General features: G+C 53.0%; 15 protein-coding genes and 1 tRNA gene. 7 read left to right on the top strand and 9 right to left on the bottom strand.

The features are described 5' to 3' along the window. Positions 1-465: 465 nt before the first annotated feature. The 7 genes from A6X21_RS05740 to A6X21_RS05710 all read right to left on the bottom strand — a co-directional run bounded on the left by A6X21_RS05740 (position 466) and on the right by A6X21_RS05710 (position 6,470). Positions 466-747 (bottom strand): hypothetical protein, encoded by a 282-nt coding sequence (locus tag A6X21_RS05740; protein ID WP_131818205.1) that lies wholly within the window; start codon positions 745-747, stop codon positions 466-468. 236 nt (positions 748-983) lie between these two features. Beyond that, positions 984-1,805, bottom strand: a complete 822-nt coding sequence (locus A6X21_RS05735) for a DUF3050 domain-containing protein (RefSeq protein ID WP_240490177.1) — start codon at positions 1,803-1,805, stop codon at positions 984-986. Positions 1,806-1,883: 78 nt separating this feature from the next. Further along, positions 1,884-2,711, bottom strand: a complete 828-nt coding sequence (locus A6X21_RS05730) for a hypothetical protein (protein ID WP_131818204.1) — start codon at positions 2,709-2,711, stop codon at positions 1,884-1,886. Positions 2,712-2,858: 147 nt separating this feature from the next. Beyond that, complete coding sequence (locus A6X21_RS05725) at positions 2,859-3,467, bottom strand: ATP-dependent Clp protease proteolytic subunit (RefSeq protein WP_068846651.1); 609 nt, start codon at positions 3,465-3,467, stop codon at positions 2,859-2,861. Positions 3,468-3,593: 126 nt separating this feature from the next. Next, on the bottom strand, positions 3,594-4,256 hold the full coding sequence (locus tag A6X21_RS05720) for an ATP-dependent Clp protease proteolytic subunit (RefSeq protein WP_068846662.1): 663 nt from the start codon (positions 4,254-4,256) through the stop codon (positions 3,594-3,596). A gap of 402 nt (positions 4,257-4,658) precedes the next feature. After that, positions 4,659-6,110: a trigger factor gene (tig, locus tag A6X21_RS05715; protein ID WP_068846650.1), complete on the bottom strand. Its 1,452-nt coding sequence runs from the start codon at positions 6,108-6,110 to the stop codon at positions 4,659-4,661. Between the two features lie 287 nt (positions 6,111-6,397). Then, positions 6,398-6,470 (bottom strand) — tRNA-Gly (locus A6X21_RS05710). Between the two features lie 366 nt (positions 6,471-6,836). On the opposite strand from A6X21_RS05710, the gene A6X21_RS05705 reads away from it, so the two are divergent. The 3 genes from A6X21_RS05705 (at position 6,837) to A6X21_RS05695 (ending at position 8,658) form a co-directional block, all read left to right on the top strand. Next, positions 6,837-7,301 (top strand): hypothetical protein, encoded by a 465-nt coding sequence (locus A6X21_RS05705; protein WP_315851670.1) that lies wholly within the window; start codon positions 6,837-6,839, stop codon positions 7,299-7,301. A 225-nt stretch (positions 7,302-7,526) separates the two neighbouring features. Further along, positions 7,527-8,177, top strand: coding sequence for a guanyl-specific ribonuclease (locus A6X21_RS05700; protein WP_068846649.1), 651 nt, complete (start codon positions 7,527-7,529; stop codon positions 8,175-8,177). 73 nt (positions 8,178-8,250) lie between these two features. Then, complete coding sequence (locus A6X21_RS05695; protein ID WP_068846648.1) at positions 8,251-8,658, top strand: barstar family protein; 408 nt, start codon at positions 8,251-8,253, stop codon at positions 8,656-8,658. Positions 8,659-8,665: 7 nt separating this feature from the next. Here the strand turns inward: A6X21_RS05695 and A6X21_RS05690 are convergent, their stop codons facing one another. Further along, positions 8,666-9,088, bottom strand: coding sequence for a hypothetical protein (locus tag A6X21_RS05690; protein WP_068846647.1), 423 nt, complete (start codon positions 9,086-9,088; stop codon positions 8,666-8,668). Positions 9,089-9,342: 254 nt separating this feature from the next. Continuing rightward, positions 9,343-10,578, bottom strand: a complete 1,236-nt coding sequence (locus A6X21_RS05680; protein WP_165603688.1) for a peptidylprolyl isomerase — start codon at positions 10,576-10,578, stop codon at positions 9,343-9,345. 626 nt (positions 10,579-11,204) lie between these two features. Here A6X21_RS05680 and A6X21_RS05675 point away from each other — a divergent pair. The 4 genes from A6X21_RS05675 (at position 11,205) to A6X21_RS05660 (ending at position 15,947) form a co-directional block, all read left to right on the top strand. Next, a complete protein-coding gene (locus tag A6X21_RS05675) occupies positions 11,205-12,746 on the top strand; it encodes an MFS transporter (protein WP_068846644.1) in 1,542 nt (513 codons plus the stop codon). A gap of 121 nt (positions 12,747-12,867) precedes the next feature. Beyond that, on the top strand, positions 12,868-13,965 hold the full coding sequence (locus tag A6X21_RS05670; protein WP_068846643.1) for a hypothetical protein: 1,098 nt from the start codon (positions 12,868-12,870) through the stop codon (positions 13,963-13,965). A 93-nt stretch (positions 13,966-14,058) separates the two neighbouring features. Next, positions 14,059-14,463 (top strand): four helix bundle protein, encoded by a 405-nt coding sequence (locus A6X21_RS05665; RefSeq protein WP_068846660.1) that lies wholly within the window; start codon positions 14,059-14,061, stop codon positions 14,461-14,463. 47 nt (positions 14,464-14,510) lie between these two features. After that, complete coding sequence (locus A6X21_RS05660; RefSeq protein ID WP_068846642.1) at positions 14,511-15,947, top strand: aldehyde dehydrogenase family protein; 1,437 nt, start codon at positions 14,511-14,513, stop codon at positions 15,945-15,947. Positions 15,948-16,028: the final 81 nt, after the last annotated feature.

Raw genomic sequence — 16,028 nt, 5'->3', positions numbered from 1 at the left:
GAGGGCAGGGTGAGGGTCTTCTCCATTCTTCCAACCGTAGGGTGCCATGCAGCGCCAGCGAAATGCACCAACTCTTCACCCCTCGCGCCTTCGCGGGTGGCCCGGCCAACTTGTGGCCGGGTTGTCGTGCAAAGGCACGACAACAAGACGCCACGCCATGCGTCTCTCCTGTCCCAAACAACGCCCAAACTCTTTCGCTTCCCCCTTCGCGCCTTCACGAGAGACCTCCGAATTTCAAACCCTCCTCACGCGAAGCCGCGAAGTTCACCAGGAAGATCAGGCCGGACAGGTACCCGCATGCCACTCACGACTGATCCCTGAATTCCCCTTCGTGTTCTTCGTGCCCTTCGTGGTGTACTAATTTCATGCCCTGCTCACACCCTGGAACCAGCATCCTCTGAAACCCTCGCCCACGTCTTCGTGGGAGAGGGCAGGGTGAGGGTCTTCCCGATCGATGTGCATGCTTCACAAAGGCTTGCGCAGGGGTGCCGATTGACTGTCAGTGTCCAGAGATGAAAAGCATTCCGCGTTGAGGCCGCTGGTTGATAGAACGCCAACAACGTTCGAACTCGCCCTCATCCCGGCCTTCTCCCGTCGGAACGGGAGAAGGAGCAATAAACCCTCGCCCACGTCTTCGTGGGAGAGGGCAGGGTGAGGTGCATTCCAATCGATGTAGATCAGTCCGCGAGGTATCCGCAGGAGTGCCGATTGTCTTTCATTGGCGAGAGGCCAAGAGCGTCCTGCCATGAAGCGACTCGTGAATCGCCCACCCCATACGTTCGAACTCGCCCTCATCCCGGCCTTCTCCCGTCAGAACGGGAGAAGGAGCAAGAAACCCTCGCCCGTGTCTTCATCGGAGGGGGCGGGGTGAGGGCCTCATTTTGACATTGCACCGCACACCGTCCTTCATTCCTTCAGGACAGCAGTTCAACAATTGGTATCCGGCCCAATTTGTCATCGAACGTGGCTTTACTCACAAAACCCTAAAGGCTTTGTTCCTGGAAAGCTTTCAAGAGCCCATCCCAGAGGGCGAGCCGGTGTTCAATGGCTCTTCCGGCGGCCACAAGTGCCTGTTGCTGCCATTGAGCATTCCCTTCACAAAGATGCTCCATGGCCAGACGTGCCAGCGGCCCGTGACGATCTCCGTCTAACTCGACATGTCGATGGAGATAATGCAGCAGCCGACCGACAGGAACCTGCTGCGGTTCGAGGACAGGAATCAACCGGCTGAACATCTCAGGAATAATGTCTTCCCGGCTGTAAAAGAAGATCGCGGCGACCTCATGAGGCTGCCCCACCCGGCACAACTGCAACGTAAAGCGGACAAACTCTTTGGTCGCTGTCAGCACGGGAAGCTGCTCAAGAACCCGATAGGTATCGGCACCATTTCCGATGCGCGAAACCAGTTGCTGAATTGGCTTCGGATCTGCACCCAGTTCCGTCATGGCTTCAAGATATAATGCGTAATGGCTGATGTAGCCACCACGACCATCTTCATCACACTCTTCACCGAGTACAATTTCATTGATAAAGCGGCTCAGTTCCGGTCGAGGCGAAGGGACCCACGGAACTGTGGTGCAGGTGCAAAGTTGCTGCATCCGTTTGAGTAATGACATGAAATCCCACACGGCAAATGCATGTTCTCTCATGAACAGGCGAATGCGGCCCAGCGAGTTCACCTGCTGATAGATCGGATGCTGGATCAGCCGCTCACGCAAAGCTTCCAGTCGATCGAGAGGATTTTCCTCCTGAGCGGGTTCACTGGCAGCAGCCAATGTTTTCAATGAGCCAATAGCGGTGTTCATCGCGAAATCTTCGAAGATTGTGAGAGATCGAAAAAAGTGGCTTTCAATGGACCGTAAAAACTCGCTTCGCTACAGGAATTATCGCAGAAAGCGACCCAGCGTCGACTCTGTGGCTGATTTTTCGAGGATTTCCAACCATTGGGAAGTTCTTTGGATCCGTGTTTTCCAGTGCTCGCGCAGGGCCGAATCGTGCTGAGCCAGCCGAAGATCCTGTGCAAAGAGTTCGACTTCACTCACAGGCGAAAATTCTTCGGCACGCGGAATCCCCCGGGCATCATGCACCCAGAAGCGGGGCTTGGCTGCTAAAGAAGGGTCAAGAAAACCATCGACCACTAATGAACCCATAGGGCCTACTGCTTCACACCACGCACGTGGCGGCAAGCCTGTCGCCACTTCCAGCGTGATAACTTGCTGAAGCGTTGAGATTGTCCACACAATCAATTGTGGCTTCGATGCAAGAACTTCGGGCGCGATGGCAGTCTGGATGTTGACGGCAGCGACTTTCTCCAATGGCCCCCAAAAGTGAGCCAGCGTCGTAGCCCCTTGCCACTTCAGCCGATCCAGAGGGCCAGGTGCTGTTTCCGGGCCGGAAAGAGCCACACTCATCCTTCGCAACAGCCCCAGTGGTGATGACAGTTCTACCGATGGCTGATGATTCTCGGTGGGCGTGATCCAGTTGGACAACTGCTTCGCCAATGGATGAGAAAGCCAGGGGGTGACGTCCACCACGGTCTGATGAGCACTCGCATGCTCGACGAATCGGGCGGCATCCTTTCTACCATCCAGCAAATGAGTTTGTCCCACCTCAAACCTCGCTTCATCCCAGAGATCCTCTGGTCCCCACCAGGTCATCTCCCGGGGATCAAGCAGTTGATTCAAGACAGACTGGAGTTGCCGACAGGTCATCTCTGGCTCTCCGCTCAAGTGGCTGAATCGATGATCTGCATGATTTTCGAACGACAAGGACTCTCACACAAAACAAAAACTCCCTGGAGGACTATAGGAGCCTTTCCAGAGAGTTCATGAGATTTATAGAAACGTGCGATGAGTCGATCAGCCTTGAACGGAAGGCGTTTCGGGCATCTTCTCAAGGATTTTATCGATCAGGCCGTATGACTTCGCTTCGTCCGGCATCATGAAGTTATCGCGATCGGTGTCTCTCTCGATCTGGTCATAAGTTTGCCCGGTATGCTTGAGCAGAATCTCATTCATCCGGCGCTTCACGCGGAGAACTTCCTTCGCGTGAATCTCCAGTTCGGTCGCAGTCCCCTGCATCCCGGCCAGAGGCTGGTGAATCATGATGCGGCTGTTGGGGAGAGCATGACGCTTACCTGCAGCACCGGCAGTCAGCAGCAGAGCACCCATACTGGCGCATTGACCAAGGCAATAAGTCGCCACATCACAGGAGAGATACTGCATCGTATCGTAGATAGCCATCCCTGCCGTGATCGATCCACCAGGCGAATTAATATAGAGGTGAATATCTGCTTTACTATCTTCAAATTGCAGAAAGAGCAATTGAGCGACGATCGTATTCGCCACAGTATCGTCAATACCACTACCGAGAATGATGATGCGGTCGCGGAGCAGACGGCTATAGATATCCATCGCCCGTTCGTCGCGACCGTTCTTCTCGATGACGTAAGGAACCAGATTAGTCATGCTGAATTCTCGCACGAGAAAGGGACGGTGATGAAAAATACGATCTGAGAGAGTTCTGTTGATGCCGGGTCACCAATGGACGTCGGACACCACAGGTATTCGTTACGAAGCCATTGTGACTGGAGACTATTGAGTTCCGGGAGCAGATTCAGTGCCTGGAGCAGATTCACCTTCGACCGGCTTGTTAGCAGGGATCGGGATACCGACTGGTGGCTTCTTCGGGTTCGAGAGGACATCGTCGACGATGCCGTATTCTTTGGCCTGATAGGCATTCATGTAGTAATCGCGTTCGGTATCCCGGGCGATAATTTCGATGGGCTGATTGCAGTGATGGGCCAGAATCTCATTGAGCACGCGGCGTGTATCGAGAATATCGCGTGCCTGAATTTCGATATCAGAAACCTGTCCGCCAACTTCACCGTAAGGCTGGTGAATCATCACTTTGCCATGAGGAAGGCAATACCTTTTGCCTTTGGTTCCACCGGCCAGCACAATTGCCCCGCCACTGGCCGCCAGGCCAACGCAATAGGTGGCAATATCGCATTGCAGGAACTGCATCGTGTCGTAAATCGCCATGGTCGCCGTGACAGAGCCACCAGGGGAATTGACGTAGAAGTGGATATCCTGATGGCGATTTTCTGCCTGCAGGAAGAGGAGTTTCATCACAATCAGATTGGCACTCGCGTCATGAATCGGGCCATCGAGAAAGATGATCCGATTTTCCAGCAGCAGGTCACCCAGACCCATCTGACGCTGCCGGGAATACCCCCCGGATGCACTTGCTGCCATCCACTCACCCAGACCGGAATCAGGTCGTCCCACGAGAGGCACTCCTTCTGAATGTTGCTGGTTGTCGTGGCAAATACCATCGACTGTCACGAGTTTAAATCATCAAGGCTTCGAGTTTTCAAATTGTCGTTATCAGCATGTCTGCATCGCATTGCTGGTCAAGAATGATGACTGACTGACTCGACTCATCAGACCGGGCGATTTGAAAAACTCATTTCCGATTTTCGCGATCGAAAGGGCTTTCCGTCTGACCATGACCGCAATTCGCCGCTCCCAATTCACTCGCCGAGTTTCGAGAACAATCATCAACCGGAAAACTCTGGCCAATTGTCTCTGATACCAGCTTGTGAATCGAAAAGTGCCACTTCTACCGAAGTGGCACTTTTTTAGATCGGCGAAGGATTATTCCTCGCTGTCCTCTTCCTGACTATCCTCAATTGTTCCAGCGACTGAAGTCCCGGCAACTGAGTAAGGCAAGGCGAAGGAGGTTTCCGTCTCAGAAATCTCCATCGGGATATCTTCAAAAGTGGCATGAGCCAGGATGTGATCCACAGCCTTGCGTTCGCGAATCTGAGCTTCGAGATTCTCAATCATGCCGTTCTTCTGCAGGCGGGCACGCAGTTTACGCGGTGTTTCCATCTGCTGGTAAGCCATGAGGCCAATCTCGGCATCAATTTCGTAAGGCTCGACTTCAATCGATTCCTTCGTAGCCACTCGGTCGAGAACAAAGTGTTCCTTGAGTGCCTGGCGAGTGGTTGTCAACGACTTCTGACGCAGTTCGTTTTCACGAGCACGAATTTCATCGAAGGAGAAACCAGCCTGCTGCATTTCGAGCATTTCGCGACGCAGGGCGTTTTCTACCTGACGGCGAACCAGCGATTCGGGCAGTTCCCAATCAGCAGAGGCCGTCATCTGTTCGAGAACCTGACGACGTGTCTCCTGGCGCTGACGGTAAGTCACCTGGCGTTCAAGCGTCTTCCGCACTTCGTTGCGAACTTCTTCAGCCGACTCCAGTGCGAATTCCTCGGCAATTTCGTCGACTGACTTCAGATCGAACTCAACGACATTCACCAACGTGACGTTGACCTGAATGGTTTCGCCACGCAGTTCCACGTTTTCGGCTTCGGGTGTGACCACAAGGCTGGTTGTCAGGACGTCGCCAGCTTTCGCTCCAATGAGCAACTGGTCAAAACCAGTAATCTCGCCATCACGCAGTTTCAGTGAGGGCCGAACGACGACTCGCTGATTGGAAACTGTCGAGAGTTTGTTGTCAGCATGTCGGAATTCAAGAGTCACGCGAGCGTAATCACCAGCGGCAACAGGTCGATCAACCACACGTTCCGTGGCTCGTTCGATCTGGTAATCGCGAATTCGCTTCTCGATTTCGTTTTCCGTCACAGTATGGACAGGTCGCTTGATCGACAGACCGGAGTAAGCCGGGATTTCAAACTCAGGGCGAACTTCGACATCGAATTCGTATTCAAAATCGCCAGTGTCAGGGATTTGCAGGCTGGCGACATCGAACTGTGGTTCGTCAATTGGTTCAATCGACTTGTCTTCGCCCAACTGCTCGAGGCTCTCAATGAGGAGCTTTTCGCGAATCCGCTCAGAAATCTCTTTATTGAAGCGGCGTTCAATCAAACCTGCGGGCACTTTGCCAACGCGAAAACCAGGGACAGCCGCAGAAGTTCCAAACTCTTTCACGCACTGCTTGCGGGCTTCCTGAATTTCTGCTTCCGCGATTTTCACGCGAACATGACGCCGACAGGGCCCGACCGTCTGAACATCGACTTCGAGTGCCAGCTTCCGCTTGTTGTCCGCATCAGCCACTGCCGCAACAGTTTCAGTCGACATAAATGCCACCTTCAAATCAAGAATTTCATTCGGCAGCAGTCGTCGACTTCTGCCAACATTCCCAGTAATTATTGACTCTAAAAGTCTATGACGAGCATCCCTGCCGACAGCGTTCAATCAGCCGGAAAAATTCCGTCTGAAAACGATAAAGGCGACCCGGAACTTGCTTTCCGCAGCTGACATCACGCCAACATGCGGTCAACTTCGTGCCAAGCCGCCTTCCTGCATCCGTCACGCAACTTACTATGGAAGAATTGCCGTAAAACAATTCGTTCCATAAATCTCAAAGCGGACGAAGGGACTCGAACCCTCGACATCGACCTTGGCAAGGTCGTGCTCTACCAACTGAGCTACGTCCGCGTTCATGAAACTTGTCTGAGGCTCATGCCTCTCAAAGTCCACCACGCATGATACGCACAGGATTTCATCCGTCAAGGCAACGGGCCAGAGAGACTTCACCACCTCGCCAGATTCCACCGAATTGGCTCCCAGGGTCTGAAAGCTCGATCCTCTCGGAATGAACGATGCGTGGTGGATCGACAACATGGTGCTATTTGTAAACAAGCGACGCAAGTGTCTATCGGGTAATGCTTTGTGGATTAAACCTCAGGTGCGGGCGAGTTCCTGTTTCCCTTTGGCATCCTCCGTTGACAGAATCAGGCACTGCATGCCTAACAACTTTGGCATTATCTTGAAACGTCCTAATGTTATATTCAGAAATAACTTATGGCGGAGAATGCGGGCCCGGCAGAGTGGTTTGTTCCTGAGGCCGACAGGAATTGGCATTCAAGCTGCTTTACAGATCATTCACTCTGCGAAACAAAACGTCTCATCGCGAGTCACACACAGTTAGCGACGATTGTCGCCAGAAAGGTCACTCTCATGTCTCTGCTCATCAACGCTCTTTATCGTGACGAAGCCGGTTTCATTGTCTCTGCCGAACTCGTGCTGGTTTCCACCATTGCAGTGCTCGCCATGATCGTCGGGCTCTCTGAGGTGGCCTTGAACGTCAACAACGAACTCGAAGATGTCGGCAGTGCTTACGGCAAAATGTCACAAGCTTATCAGTACTATGGTCTCGAAGGTCACAACGCCTGCTTCAGCGGCAGCAGCTGGTACGAAGTGATCGACTTCTGTGACGAAGACAACAACATTGTTCCCAACAACGACTTCCTCGGCGAACGCATCTAAGCGAAAGTTCTGGCAATCGTTGTGATTGGTCGATTCGTGATGTTAAACATCAGGCCGGAGAGTATCTTGAGCACAAGAGACTCTCCGGCCTGTTGAATTGATGGTCGTTCGTTTCTGAATCAGATCTCACCCGAAAAACACATCGGCAAGGGGGTCGAGAGGGATTCTGAGATCAACTCACGATGGATTTTTGTGGAGTAACGAGTGCCTTCCTCCAGGTTCCGCATGACTCGCACCCATCTGGTGCTCCTGATCGTTTTCGTGAGCTTGAGTCTCGTTTGGCAGTTCGTCGTTGAGCGACAGCCTGCCACATCATCACCTCCATCAACATCTCAGAATCCTGTACCAGCGACTGAAGCTGTATCCGAAGAGAATCACACCTTGACGGAGGCCTCGAAGCCTGCAAATGCCGAGGTCCGACAAGGTGCCTCACAGCCCGTTCAGCGACCAGAGACTTTTAAGAAATCTCCGGCTGATGCATCTCCACTCCCACGACCGGATGCAGAAAATTCCCCCACGAAATCCAAGGTCGCTTCACCTGAGAAATCGCCCACTCCCTCGGCTGAAAAGCGCTGGATTGTTGCTAAGCAGACGATCAAGGATTTGCAGGGGAAGGTGGTTTATCGAGGTGATATTGATCTGACCGAGACGATCACCCGAATCGAAGCGGGCGAGAAGCTGCGGTTTCGAAATGATGGTTCTGTGTTTCAAAATCGTGAACGCCGGTTGCCAGCTCGAGAAGCAGGTTATTATCGCGAGTGGGTGCATCCCACAGCCGAACTGGATGGGCCTGGCCCTCAGCGAATCATTACGGGAAAATCAGGTGAGATCTATTACACTGCCGATCATTACGGCAGCTTTAAGAAGTTGAAATAGTTTCGCTTCCAACTCACCATCCCAGGTCCGAATCATGCCATGGTTCAACCACGTCAACCCGCAGTGAGGACTCATGTCATCTGCAAATCATCCCTACGCACTTTGCTTTGAGCCACTCAGCCCGGCACAGAATGCAACCGGTGTGCTCGAAGTGACCATTCCTGCAAGAATTTCCTCGAAGCAGACACTTTTGGAAATTTACAGCCGGCAACTGGGCTGCCCCTGGTTTGGTCACAACTGGGATGCTTTGGCCGATGCCTTGAATGATCTTTCGTGGCTGCACTATCGACCGGTTGTGATTCGTCACGACGATTTGCCTTTTGGTCCTGGACGACGGAGCCGAAGTCTCTATCTGGATCTCCTCGCAGAAGCCGTGTCCCGCTGGCAGGTCGATGATCCCGGGCGATTGCGAGTGTTGTTTCCGGAAGCCGATCTGGCGGGGCTTTGCAGTCTCGCACCTCGTTCCGATCAGTCTCAGTGATAGACCGTCAGCGACATTTCTGAATGGGCATGAAGAGATCTCTTGGACTCGACTGGCACTGCAAAATGGGATCGATCCATCTTTTCAAATCGACACCCCGCACAGGGTTGGTCTCAACAATTGCCACGCCCAGTTCGCGAAGCACCCATTCCAGTGGAGCCAGACGTTCATCACCAATCAGTATCAGTCGGGCTTCAGGATGACGATGGCGTAAGTCTTCGACCACCTCGACGCAACGCTCGGGACGCCTGCGCAGATCGGCAATAACGCAGACCGTCGTCTCAGGCAGCGCGCCTGCTCTCTCTGCTCGAGCCGCCACACGCCTCTGCCGCTCGTTCCCGGCAATCATCGAGACGTTCTCACCGCCGTACTGCCTCTGCAGCTCCGGAAGAAACCAGGGCGACGGCTCATCAACGAGAATGCGTGCCATGAAGAGCGATTTCCTCAAACAACAGAGATCTCTGAATGCTGTTCGACCTTTTATCATATGGGAGTGGCTGAGGCGTGGATTCAACAGCCAGAAAACGATGAGCATCAAGGCTTGTCGTGCCAGGAGGCACGATCGTGCAAGATTGTGGTGAATGATCGACCGAAAACGTCTGTAAGTTTGGGGTCGAAATCATCGGTCTCTGTCGAATCGAAGAATTCAGAACCAGACTCGATGGGAGGCCCTGAGAGCTTCGCCTACTTGGTGGCGTTGTTTGCGCCAGCCTTCGCGGTGTCGAGGCCGAGTGGGTAATCGGTCTCGATGACGGCACTGGCGAGCATGGCGTCGAGGATTTTGCGGGGGTTGGGGAAACGGGTCGGCTCGATTTTCTTGTGGATTTCCTGCTGGACCTCTGCAAAGGGTCGCATGCCAGCCGATTCCCGCTCTTCCACAAACACAACCTGATAGGCCCGGCCGATAATCGTCACATCGCTCAGTTCACCGACATTGGCCGTGAAGAGAATCTCCTCCAGTTTTTTATCACTCAGGCTCCCCTTCTGGGTCCAATCCCAGTGGCCACCTTCTTTCGCAGTCACCCCATCGGAGTACTTCCTGGCGACATCCTCGAAGGACGCGCCATTCGCCAGTTCTTCGAGTGCCGATTTCATCTTCACCCGGGCCTGCTCCTGATCGCTCTTCAGGAACGAACATTGAATCTGTTTCCACTTCACGCGCGATTCAAGGCGGAACTCTTCGGGATGCGATTCATAGTACTCCACCAGATCTTTGCGATTGATCGGTTCAGGCTTGCCGGCCTTGACTGCCAGATACTCCATCGCAATCCGGTTGTTCTGGAAGGATTGCCGGACATCTTCCAGGCAGGTCCCGCGCTTATTGAGTTCGTATTCCAGCTCAGGCTTGGTCTGAACTTTCAGCTGCTCTTTCAGCTTGACCATTTCTTTTTCAAAGGCGGCATCAAGGTACCCATCCAACTGCTTCAGTTGATCGGGCTTCATGTCGGCCTTCATGCGTTCCACAATAATCTGTCGCTCAACGTGTGCTCGCAGATTTTGAGCAATAATGTTTTCGCGCAGCAGATTGAACTTATCAGGCGGGAGTTTTTCACGGGCCTGAGCCAGAACTTCGCCATACCGCTCGAGGACTTCACTGGCAAAAATTGGGGCGCCATTCACCCTTGCCACCACCTGGGCTCCGAAGACCGCATCGTCATTCTGAGCCAGAATCGTTTCTTCACCCGATGTCTGCACGATATCGCTGGCAGCCGCCTGCTTCAGCTTGAGCGAACCCTCTGCCAGCGCTTTATCGGCGGCATTAGCTCGCTCATCGTTCAGTGAGACTCTCCGGGGTGGAGGAACCATCACGGGATTATCGACTTTTTTCTTCAGCGAATTGCAACCACAGGGAATCACACTCCAACAGAGCATGGTTCCCAGAATGACGCTTCTGGTGCAGAGCAAGACGACAGGCAGCATTCGGTCGATCATCGAGGAAGCTGCCTCTGCAAAAGAAGGGATGTTGACAGTCAGGGTACAAAGGTGGCGATTTCGATAGGTCCACCGGGGGATACAGATCGGCGAACTGTAGATCGATCAAAAAAGTGCTGCAATCCCGAGTTCACGCCCGAATGTCAGGTTTCACCCGCAATTTCTGCCTCTCGCGATCTCTTTCGCCTCAAGACTGGTCAGGTTGTTGAAACAAACAGGAGAAGTGTTCATAAGAACAGATTCATGTGATGCAGCGAAAATCTCGCCGTTTCTCATGAAAGAAAGCCAATTGCCGGTGGAATTTCCTCATAGGGGAACATCCCTGGCAAAAACTTGCGAATGTTTGGTCAGGAACCGTTTGCCTTTGGCCCTCATGGCTTTTATGCTCGCCAACGACAATTCATCAACAAGTTTGGATGAATGACTGTGTGGATCCTGTGGAGCATCCTCAGGTTTTCCCGCGACAGAATTGTCTGATCATCCGTGTACAGGACTTTCGGCGATTCAAATTCAGCTTTAAACTTGTTTAGACAACTGTTTGCATCGCCCGATCCGCCTGTAGAATCTCAGTTTCGACTTTGCCCCACACTTCGTTGCCTGCCTGGAACCAATGCATGTCTTCTTCACCTGCGGGCCCCTTGCCACCTCCGCCAGTTCCCATGGATATGACCCGCTGGCTGATCTGCATCATTGCAGCCATTGGCTTTGCGTTCGACATTTATGAACTGCTGATGTTGCCACTGATTGTCCGTCCTGCACTCCTGGAACTCGTGGGAGCACAGCCTGGCAGCCCCGAGTTTTTGATGTGGGTGGGGCGACTTTTCTACATTCCCGCATTTGCCGGGGGAGCATTCGGCCTCCTGGGCGGTTATCTGACAGATCGCCTGGGTCGTCGCAGTGTGCTGACATGGAGCATTTTGCTCTACGCTGGTTCTGCTTTTCTGGCCGGGTTTTCAACCAATATCTGGATGCTGCTGTTTTTCCGCTGCACGATGTTCATTGGTGTGTGTGTCGAGTTTGTGGCAGCAGTGGCGTGGCTCGCCGAGTTATTCCCGAATCCTCACCAGCGAGAAAAAGTTTTGGGCTATACCCAGGCCTTTTCATCGATTGGCGGATTGCTGGTCGCAGTGATGAATGGTCTGGCGATAAGTTTTGCTCCCAAATTGCCTGCCATTTTCATTCCAGAGATTGTCTCAGGCTTCTGGGGAACTATTGAACCTGCACATCAACACGAAGCCTGGCGATACACCTTGATGTCGGGCCTGATTCCTGCCATTCCCCTTATTATCATCAGGCCCTTTTTACCAGAATCGCCCGCCTGGAAAGAAAAAGCCACTGCGGGGACTCTCAAGCGGCCCAGCATTGCACAGCTCTTTTCGCCTCAGTTGCGTAAGACGACCATAGTGACCACGTTAATGTTTGCCATGAGCTATGGGGCAGCTTTCGGTGCGATTCAACAGATTCCTCAGATTGTCCCGGGTCTCGCGGATGTGAAAATCAAAGCGGCCGCTGCTGCTGAAAAAGCGAAACTTCCCCCTGATCCTGAAGTCGCCAAAAAAGCCAAAATTGGGGCCATGCGGCAATACGAGCAGAAGATTGCCAGCGAATACACCAAGGTTCAAGAAATCGGCGGTCTGGTGGGTCGCTTCCTGCTGGCATTACTGGCTGTGCGAATTCTCAGCCGGCGTAAACTCCTCTGGTGCCTGCAGATTCCCGGCATGATCATCCTCCCGGCTGTCTTTGCCCTGTTTTTGCAGGTGGAGAATCAAACCTTCTTTGAAATCAATCTCGAAGCCATCTTCTTGGGCGTATTGCCCATTACCACCGTCTCACTGGGTGTGTTTATCGCCGGCCTGTTTGTCGTGGGACAATTCAGCTTCTGGGGGAACTATCTCCCTCGCGTCTATCCACTCCATTTGCGTGGTACGGGAGAAAGCTTTGCTGCCAATATTGGTGGGCGGATGATCGGTACCAGCTTTGCCCTGGTCACGACCACCATTGCCGGGTTTTTGACGGCTAGTGCTGGTGCCGCCGGTGGTTTCTCGCCGCCGATGGCCTTCTCAATCGCAGCGGCCAGCGTGGCCGGATTTGTCACATTGGTGGGTTTCGCTTTGAGTTTCTTCCTTCCCGAACCATCTGCAACAGATATGGATTAACTCAACGATTCGGCGTTCGAATCTGGGATTTTGATAATTCTTCGAGACGCTCAATTCCTGACTTCTAAAATCAGACAACGGTCAAAGATTACAAACACAAAACCAACTCTCAGGAACTGTGATGGCTATGGTTGATTCTGCCAAGATTGCTGCTGCCAAAGATCGACTTGATCAGCACACCGTGGAAACGATTCACTGGCATTTCAGCCCGGAGACAGGTTCTCCTTTCTGGCTGGAAAAGGCCAAAACCTTTAACTTTGACCCTCTCAAAGAGGTGAAAAGTTTTGAAGACCTCAAAAAGTTCCCGCACTTTGAAGACGACTGGCTGCGTGGCGGGCCGATCAGCCGCTGGGTTCCCAAAGGCCTGGCCGGTAAACCCGTTTATGTTTTCGAAACAGGCGGAACGACAGGTCTGCCCAAAAGCCGTATGGTCATTGAAGATCATTGGATCGATTACGAAGAGTTTTCCAAAACCTTGGACGACAAATGGTTTCCACCAGGATCCAACTGGCTGATGCTCGGCCCTTCCGGCCCACGCCGACTGCGGCTGGCAATTGAGCATCTGGCTCAATATCGCGGCGGGATCTGCTTCTGTATCGATCTTGACCCACGCTGGGTCGTTAAGCTCCTGAAGCAGGGCCGCATCAAAGAAGCCGAAGACTATAAGAATCACTGCATTGATCAGGTGTTGACAATTCTCAAGGGTGGGCACGATATCAAGTGTGCCTTTATGACGCCCAAACTGCTCGAAGCGCTGGCCCTCAAGCTGATTGATAATGGGAGCAGTATCGCTGAAGAGGGGATTACAGGGATCTTTGGCGGCGGGACAGAGTTTTCTCCCCAGTGGTATCGCTACTGTTGCGAAGAACTTCTCGGGCCGGATGTTTTCATGACTCCCACCTACGGCAACACGCTGATGGGCCTGGCCTGCAGTAAACCTTTCGATCCTGCAGATAACTATAAAATTACCTACCATGCGCCCCAGCCGCGGGCAGCCATCGAAGTGGTCGATTTCAAGGACTACAACAAAGTGGTGGATTACGGCCAGACAGGCCGGGTCAAGCTCTACACGATGACCAAAGAACTTTTTGTGCCGGGCTTTATGGAGCGCGATGAAGGCGAACGCGAACTCCCCTGTGACAAGTTCCCCTGGGACGGCATCAGCGGCACCCGCCCATTCCATGAAATTGCGAAGTCAACCACTGTCGGGGTTTATTAACACCCGGTGTTTCAGAAGTTGATGGTAGAAGGTTGATGGTTGATAGTTGCATTTGTGTGAGAGCGATCTCATGTAACTTTGATGGCAGTGCCCATGCGAACTCGTTACCAGAAACTTCGCGTGTATATCCTGTCCGAGAAGCTCTCGGATAGCATCTGGGAGGTCGTTGCCGAATGGAAAACTTTTGAGCGATCCACAATCGGTGGGCAGTTAGTTCGAGCGGCAGATAGCATCGGAGCAAATCTTGCCGAAGGAGCGGGCCGAGGTACTACGAAAGACAACTGTCGTTTCATCAGGATCGCGCGAGGATCACTCCATGAAACCCAACATTGGTTGAGGCGGGCTTATTTTCGGAAACTACTCAAGGAAGAAGAGATTGCTGAACTCAAAATGATTTTGGATGAGCTTGCGCCAAAGTTGAACGCATATCTTAACTCTATTTCAAAGCGTCCATTCACCAAGCCAGACAAGCCGTCACAAGACATTGTGTTAGAGTAACAACTCCCAACTAACAACCATCAACCTACAAACACCGAGTTCCCACCATGTTCGATGTTCCCGTTCTTCGTTTTGGTAAATCTTACGACAGTATGGAAAAAGTGGATATCAACCACTTTGAAACCGGCGAAACTCTGGCCAGACTGCATCAGGCCACAGGGGCCATGGTGAAGATGGACCTGCGGAAAGCCCAGCAGTCGCGCGAAGCACTCCGCCAGTTTTCGATTGACGATCTCATCGAGAAATGTAAACAGGCGGCAGACCTTTATCTCAATGCCGAACTTCCCTGCGGCACCGGCAAGCTCACTCCTGAGCAATTCTGCAACATGCAGTCCGCAACGACGGGCATACCCATTTCGCTTTGTGCCTTCAATATGCGAAAGAATGCGTACGTTCTCTCGCACATGGGCGAAGTGATCGACGCTCTCACACGCGGCTTGCCCCACGAGATTCTCTCGAAGGGCTACGGCATGGAATCGCGGGGAGTCATGGTCAGCTATCAGGCCACAACTCCCATTCTGGGGGCTGTTCTCCCTTCAAATTCCCCGGGTGTTCATACACTCTGGCTCCCAGCGATCCCGATGCAGATTGGTTTGATGCTCAAGCCCGGCTCACAGGAGTTCTGGACACCGTATCGCATAACGGAAGCATTCTTTGCTGCAGGCATTCCTCGCGAAGCCATTTCGCTTTATCCCGGCGGGCATGATGTCGGCGGTGGACTCCTGAGCGATGCCCATCGCTGCATGATCTTCGGCAGCCAGCAGACTGTTCAGCAGCATGCAGGCAATCCTCGCGTCTCCGTCCATGGCCCGGGCTTCAGCAAGATCATTCTGGGCGACGACCTCGTGGATCGCTGGGAAGATTACCTCGACATCATGGTCGACAGCGTGGCAGCCAATGGTGGTCGCGGATGTATCAATTGCTCCAGCATCTATGCCTCCCGGCACACGAAGGAAATCGCCCAGGCCATTGCGAAGAAGATGTCCGAAATTGTCCCTCTGCCCACCACTGATCCCAAAGCCATTCTCGCAGCATCCACGACAGCGGGTGTCGCCGAAAGTGTCTCGAACCAGATCGATGAAGGTCTGAAGGATGGCTACTCCACCGATGTCAGTGCGGCCTTCCATGGTGGCAACCGCATTGGGAAACTGGGGAAATCCGAATACCTGCTTCCGACAGTCATTCATTGCTCGTCGCCTGAAGCCAAACTCGCCAATGCCGAGTACATGTTCCCCTTTACTTCGGTCGTCGAATGCCCACAGAATCAGATGATCAAGGCCATTGGCCCCACACTGGTCTGCACTGCGATCACGGAAGATCCCAAGTTCACCCAGCAATTGCTTGATGCTTACAACATCGACCGGCTCAACATTGGCCGGGTCAAGACCGTCCAGTTGAACTGGCTCCAGCCGCACGAAGGAAACCTGGTCGAGTTTCTCTTTAGAAACCGCGCCTTCCAGAACAGCCCACCACCCGCCCATTAAACAGAGTTCACAATGAGCCTGAACTCATCCACATCATGAGCCTTGGGCAAACGTCAACCGCACCGTTCTCGAGGGGCAATC

The sequence above is a fragment of the Planctopirus hydrillae genome, from assembly GCF_001707835.1.
Lineage (GTDB): Bacteria > Planctomycetota > Planctomycetia > Planctomycetales > Planctomycetaceae > Planctopirus > Planctopirus hydrillae.
The sequence above is the reverse complement of the archived record's forward strand: the minus strand, read 5'-3'. Positions and strand labels throughout refer to the sequence as shown.

What these genes read in the sequence shown, in the direction of transcription:
- A6X21_RS05660 (WP_068846642.1), top strand. Translation starts at nt 14,511, where the DNA reads ATGTTCGATGTTCCCGTTCTTCGTTTTGGTAAATCTTACGACAGTATG.
- A6X21_RS05700 (WP_068846649.1), top strand. Translation starts at nt 7,527, where the DNA reads ATGACTCGCACCCATCTGGTGCTCCTGATCGTTTTCGTGAGCTTGAGT.
- A6X21_RS05725 (WP_068846651.1), bottom strand. Translation starts at nt 3,467, where the DNA reads ATGACTAATCTGGTTCCTTACGTCATCGAGAAGAACGGTCGCGACGAA.
- A6X21_RS05705 (WP_315851670.1), top strand. Translation starts at nt 6,837, where the DNA reads ATGGCGGAGAATGCGGGCCCGGCAGAGTGGTTTGTTCCTGAGGCCGAC.
- tig (WP_068846650.1), bottom strand. Translation starts at nt 6,110, where the DNA reads ATGTCGACTGAAACTGTTGCGGCAGTGGCTGATGCGGACAACAAGCGG.
- A6X21_RS05690 (WP_068846647.1), bottom strand. Translation starts at nt 9,088, where the DNA reads ATGGCACGCATTCTCGTTGATGAGCCGTCGCCCTGGTTTCTTCCGGAG.
- A6X21_RS05675 (WP_068846644.1), top strand. Translation starts at nt 11,205, where the DNA reads ATGTCTTCTTCACCTGCGGGCCCCTTGCCACCTCCGCCAGTTCCCATG.
- A6X21_RS05680 (WP_165603688.1), bottom strand. Translation starts at nt 10,578, where the DNA reads ATGCTGCCTGTCGTCTTGCTCTGCACCAGAAGCGTCATTCTGGGAACC.
- A6X21_RS05720 (WP_068846662.1), bottom strand. Translation starts at nt 4,256, where the DNA reads ATGGCAGCAAGTGCATCCGGGGGGTATTCCCGGCAGCGTCAGATGGGT.
- A6X21_RS05670 (WP_068846643.1), top strand. Translation starts at nt 12,868, where the DNA reads ATGGCTATGGTTGATTCTGCCAAGATTGCTGCTGCCAAAGATCGACTT.
- A6X21_RS05740 (WP_131818205.1), bottom strand. Translation starts at nt 747, where the DNA reads ATGGCAGGACGCTCTTGGCCTCTCGCCAATGAAAGACAATCGGCACTC.
- A6X21_RS05735 (WP_240490177.1), bottom strand. Translation starts at nt 1,805, where the DNA reads ATGAACACCGCTATTGGCTCATTGAAAACATTGGCTGCTGCCAGTGAA.
- A6X21_RS05665 (WP_068846660.1), top strand. Translation starts at nt 14,059, where the DNA reads ATGCGAACTCGTTACCAGAAACTTCGCGTGTATATCCTGTCCGAGAAG.
- A6X21_RS05695 (WP_068846648.1), top strand. Translation starts at nt 8,251, where the DNA reads ATGTCATCTGCAAATCATCCCTACGCACTTTGCTTTGAGCCACTCAGC.
- A6X21_RS05730 (WP_131818204.1), bottom strand. Translation starts at nt 2,711, where the DNA reads ATGACCTGTCGGCAACTCCAGTCTGTCTTGAATCAACTGCTTGATCCC.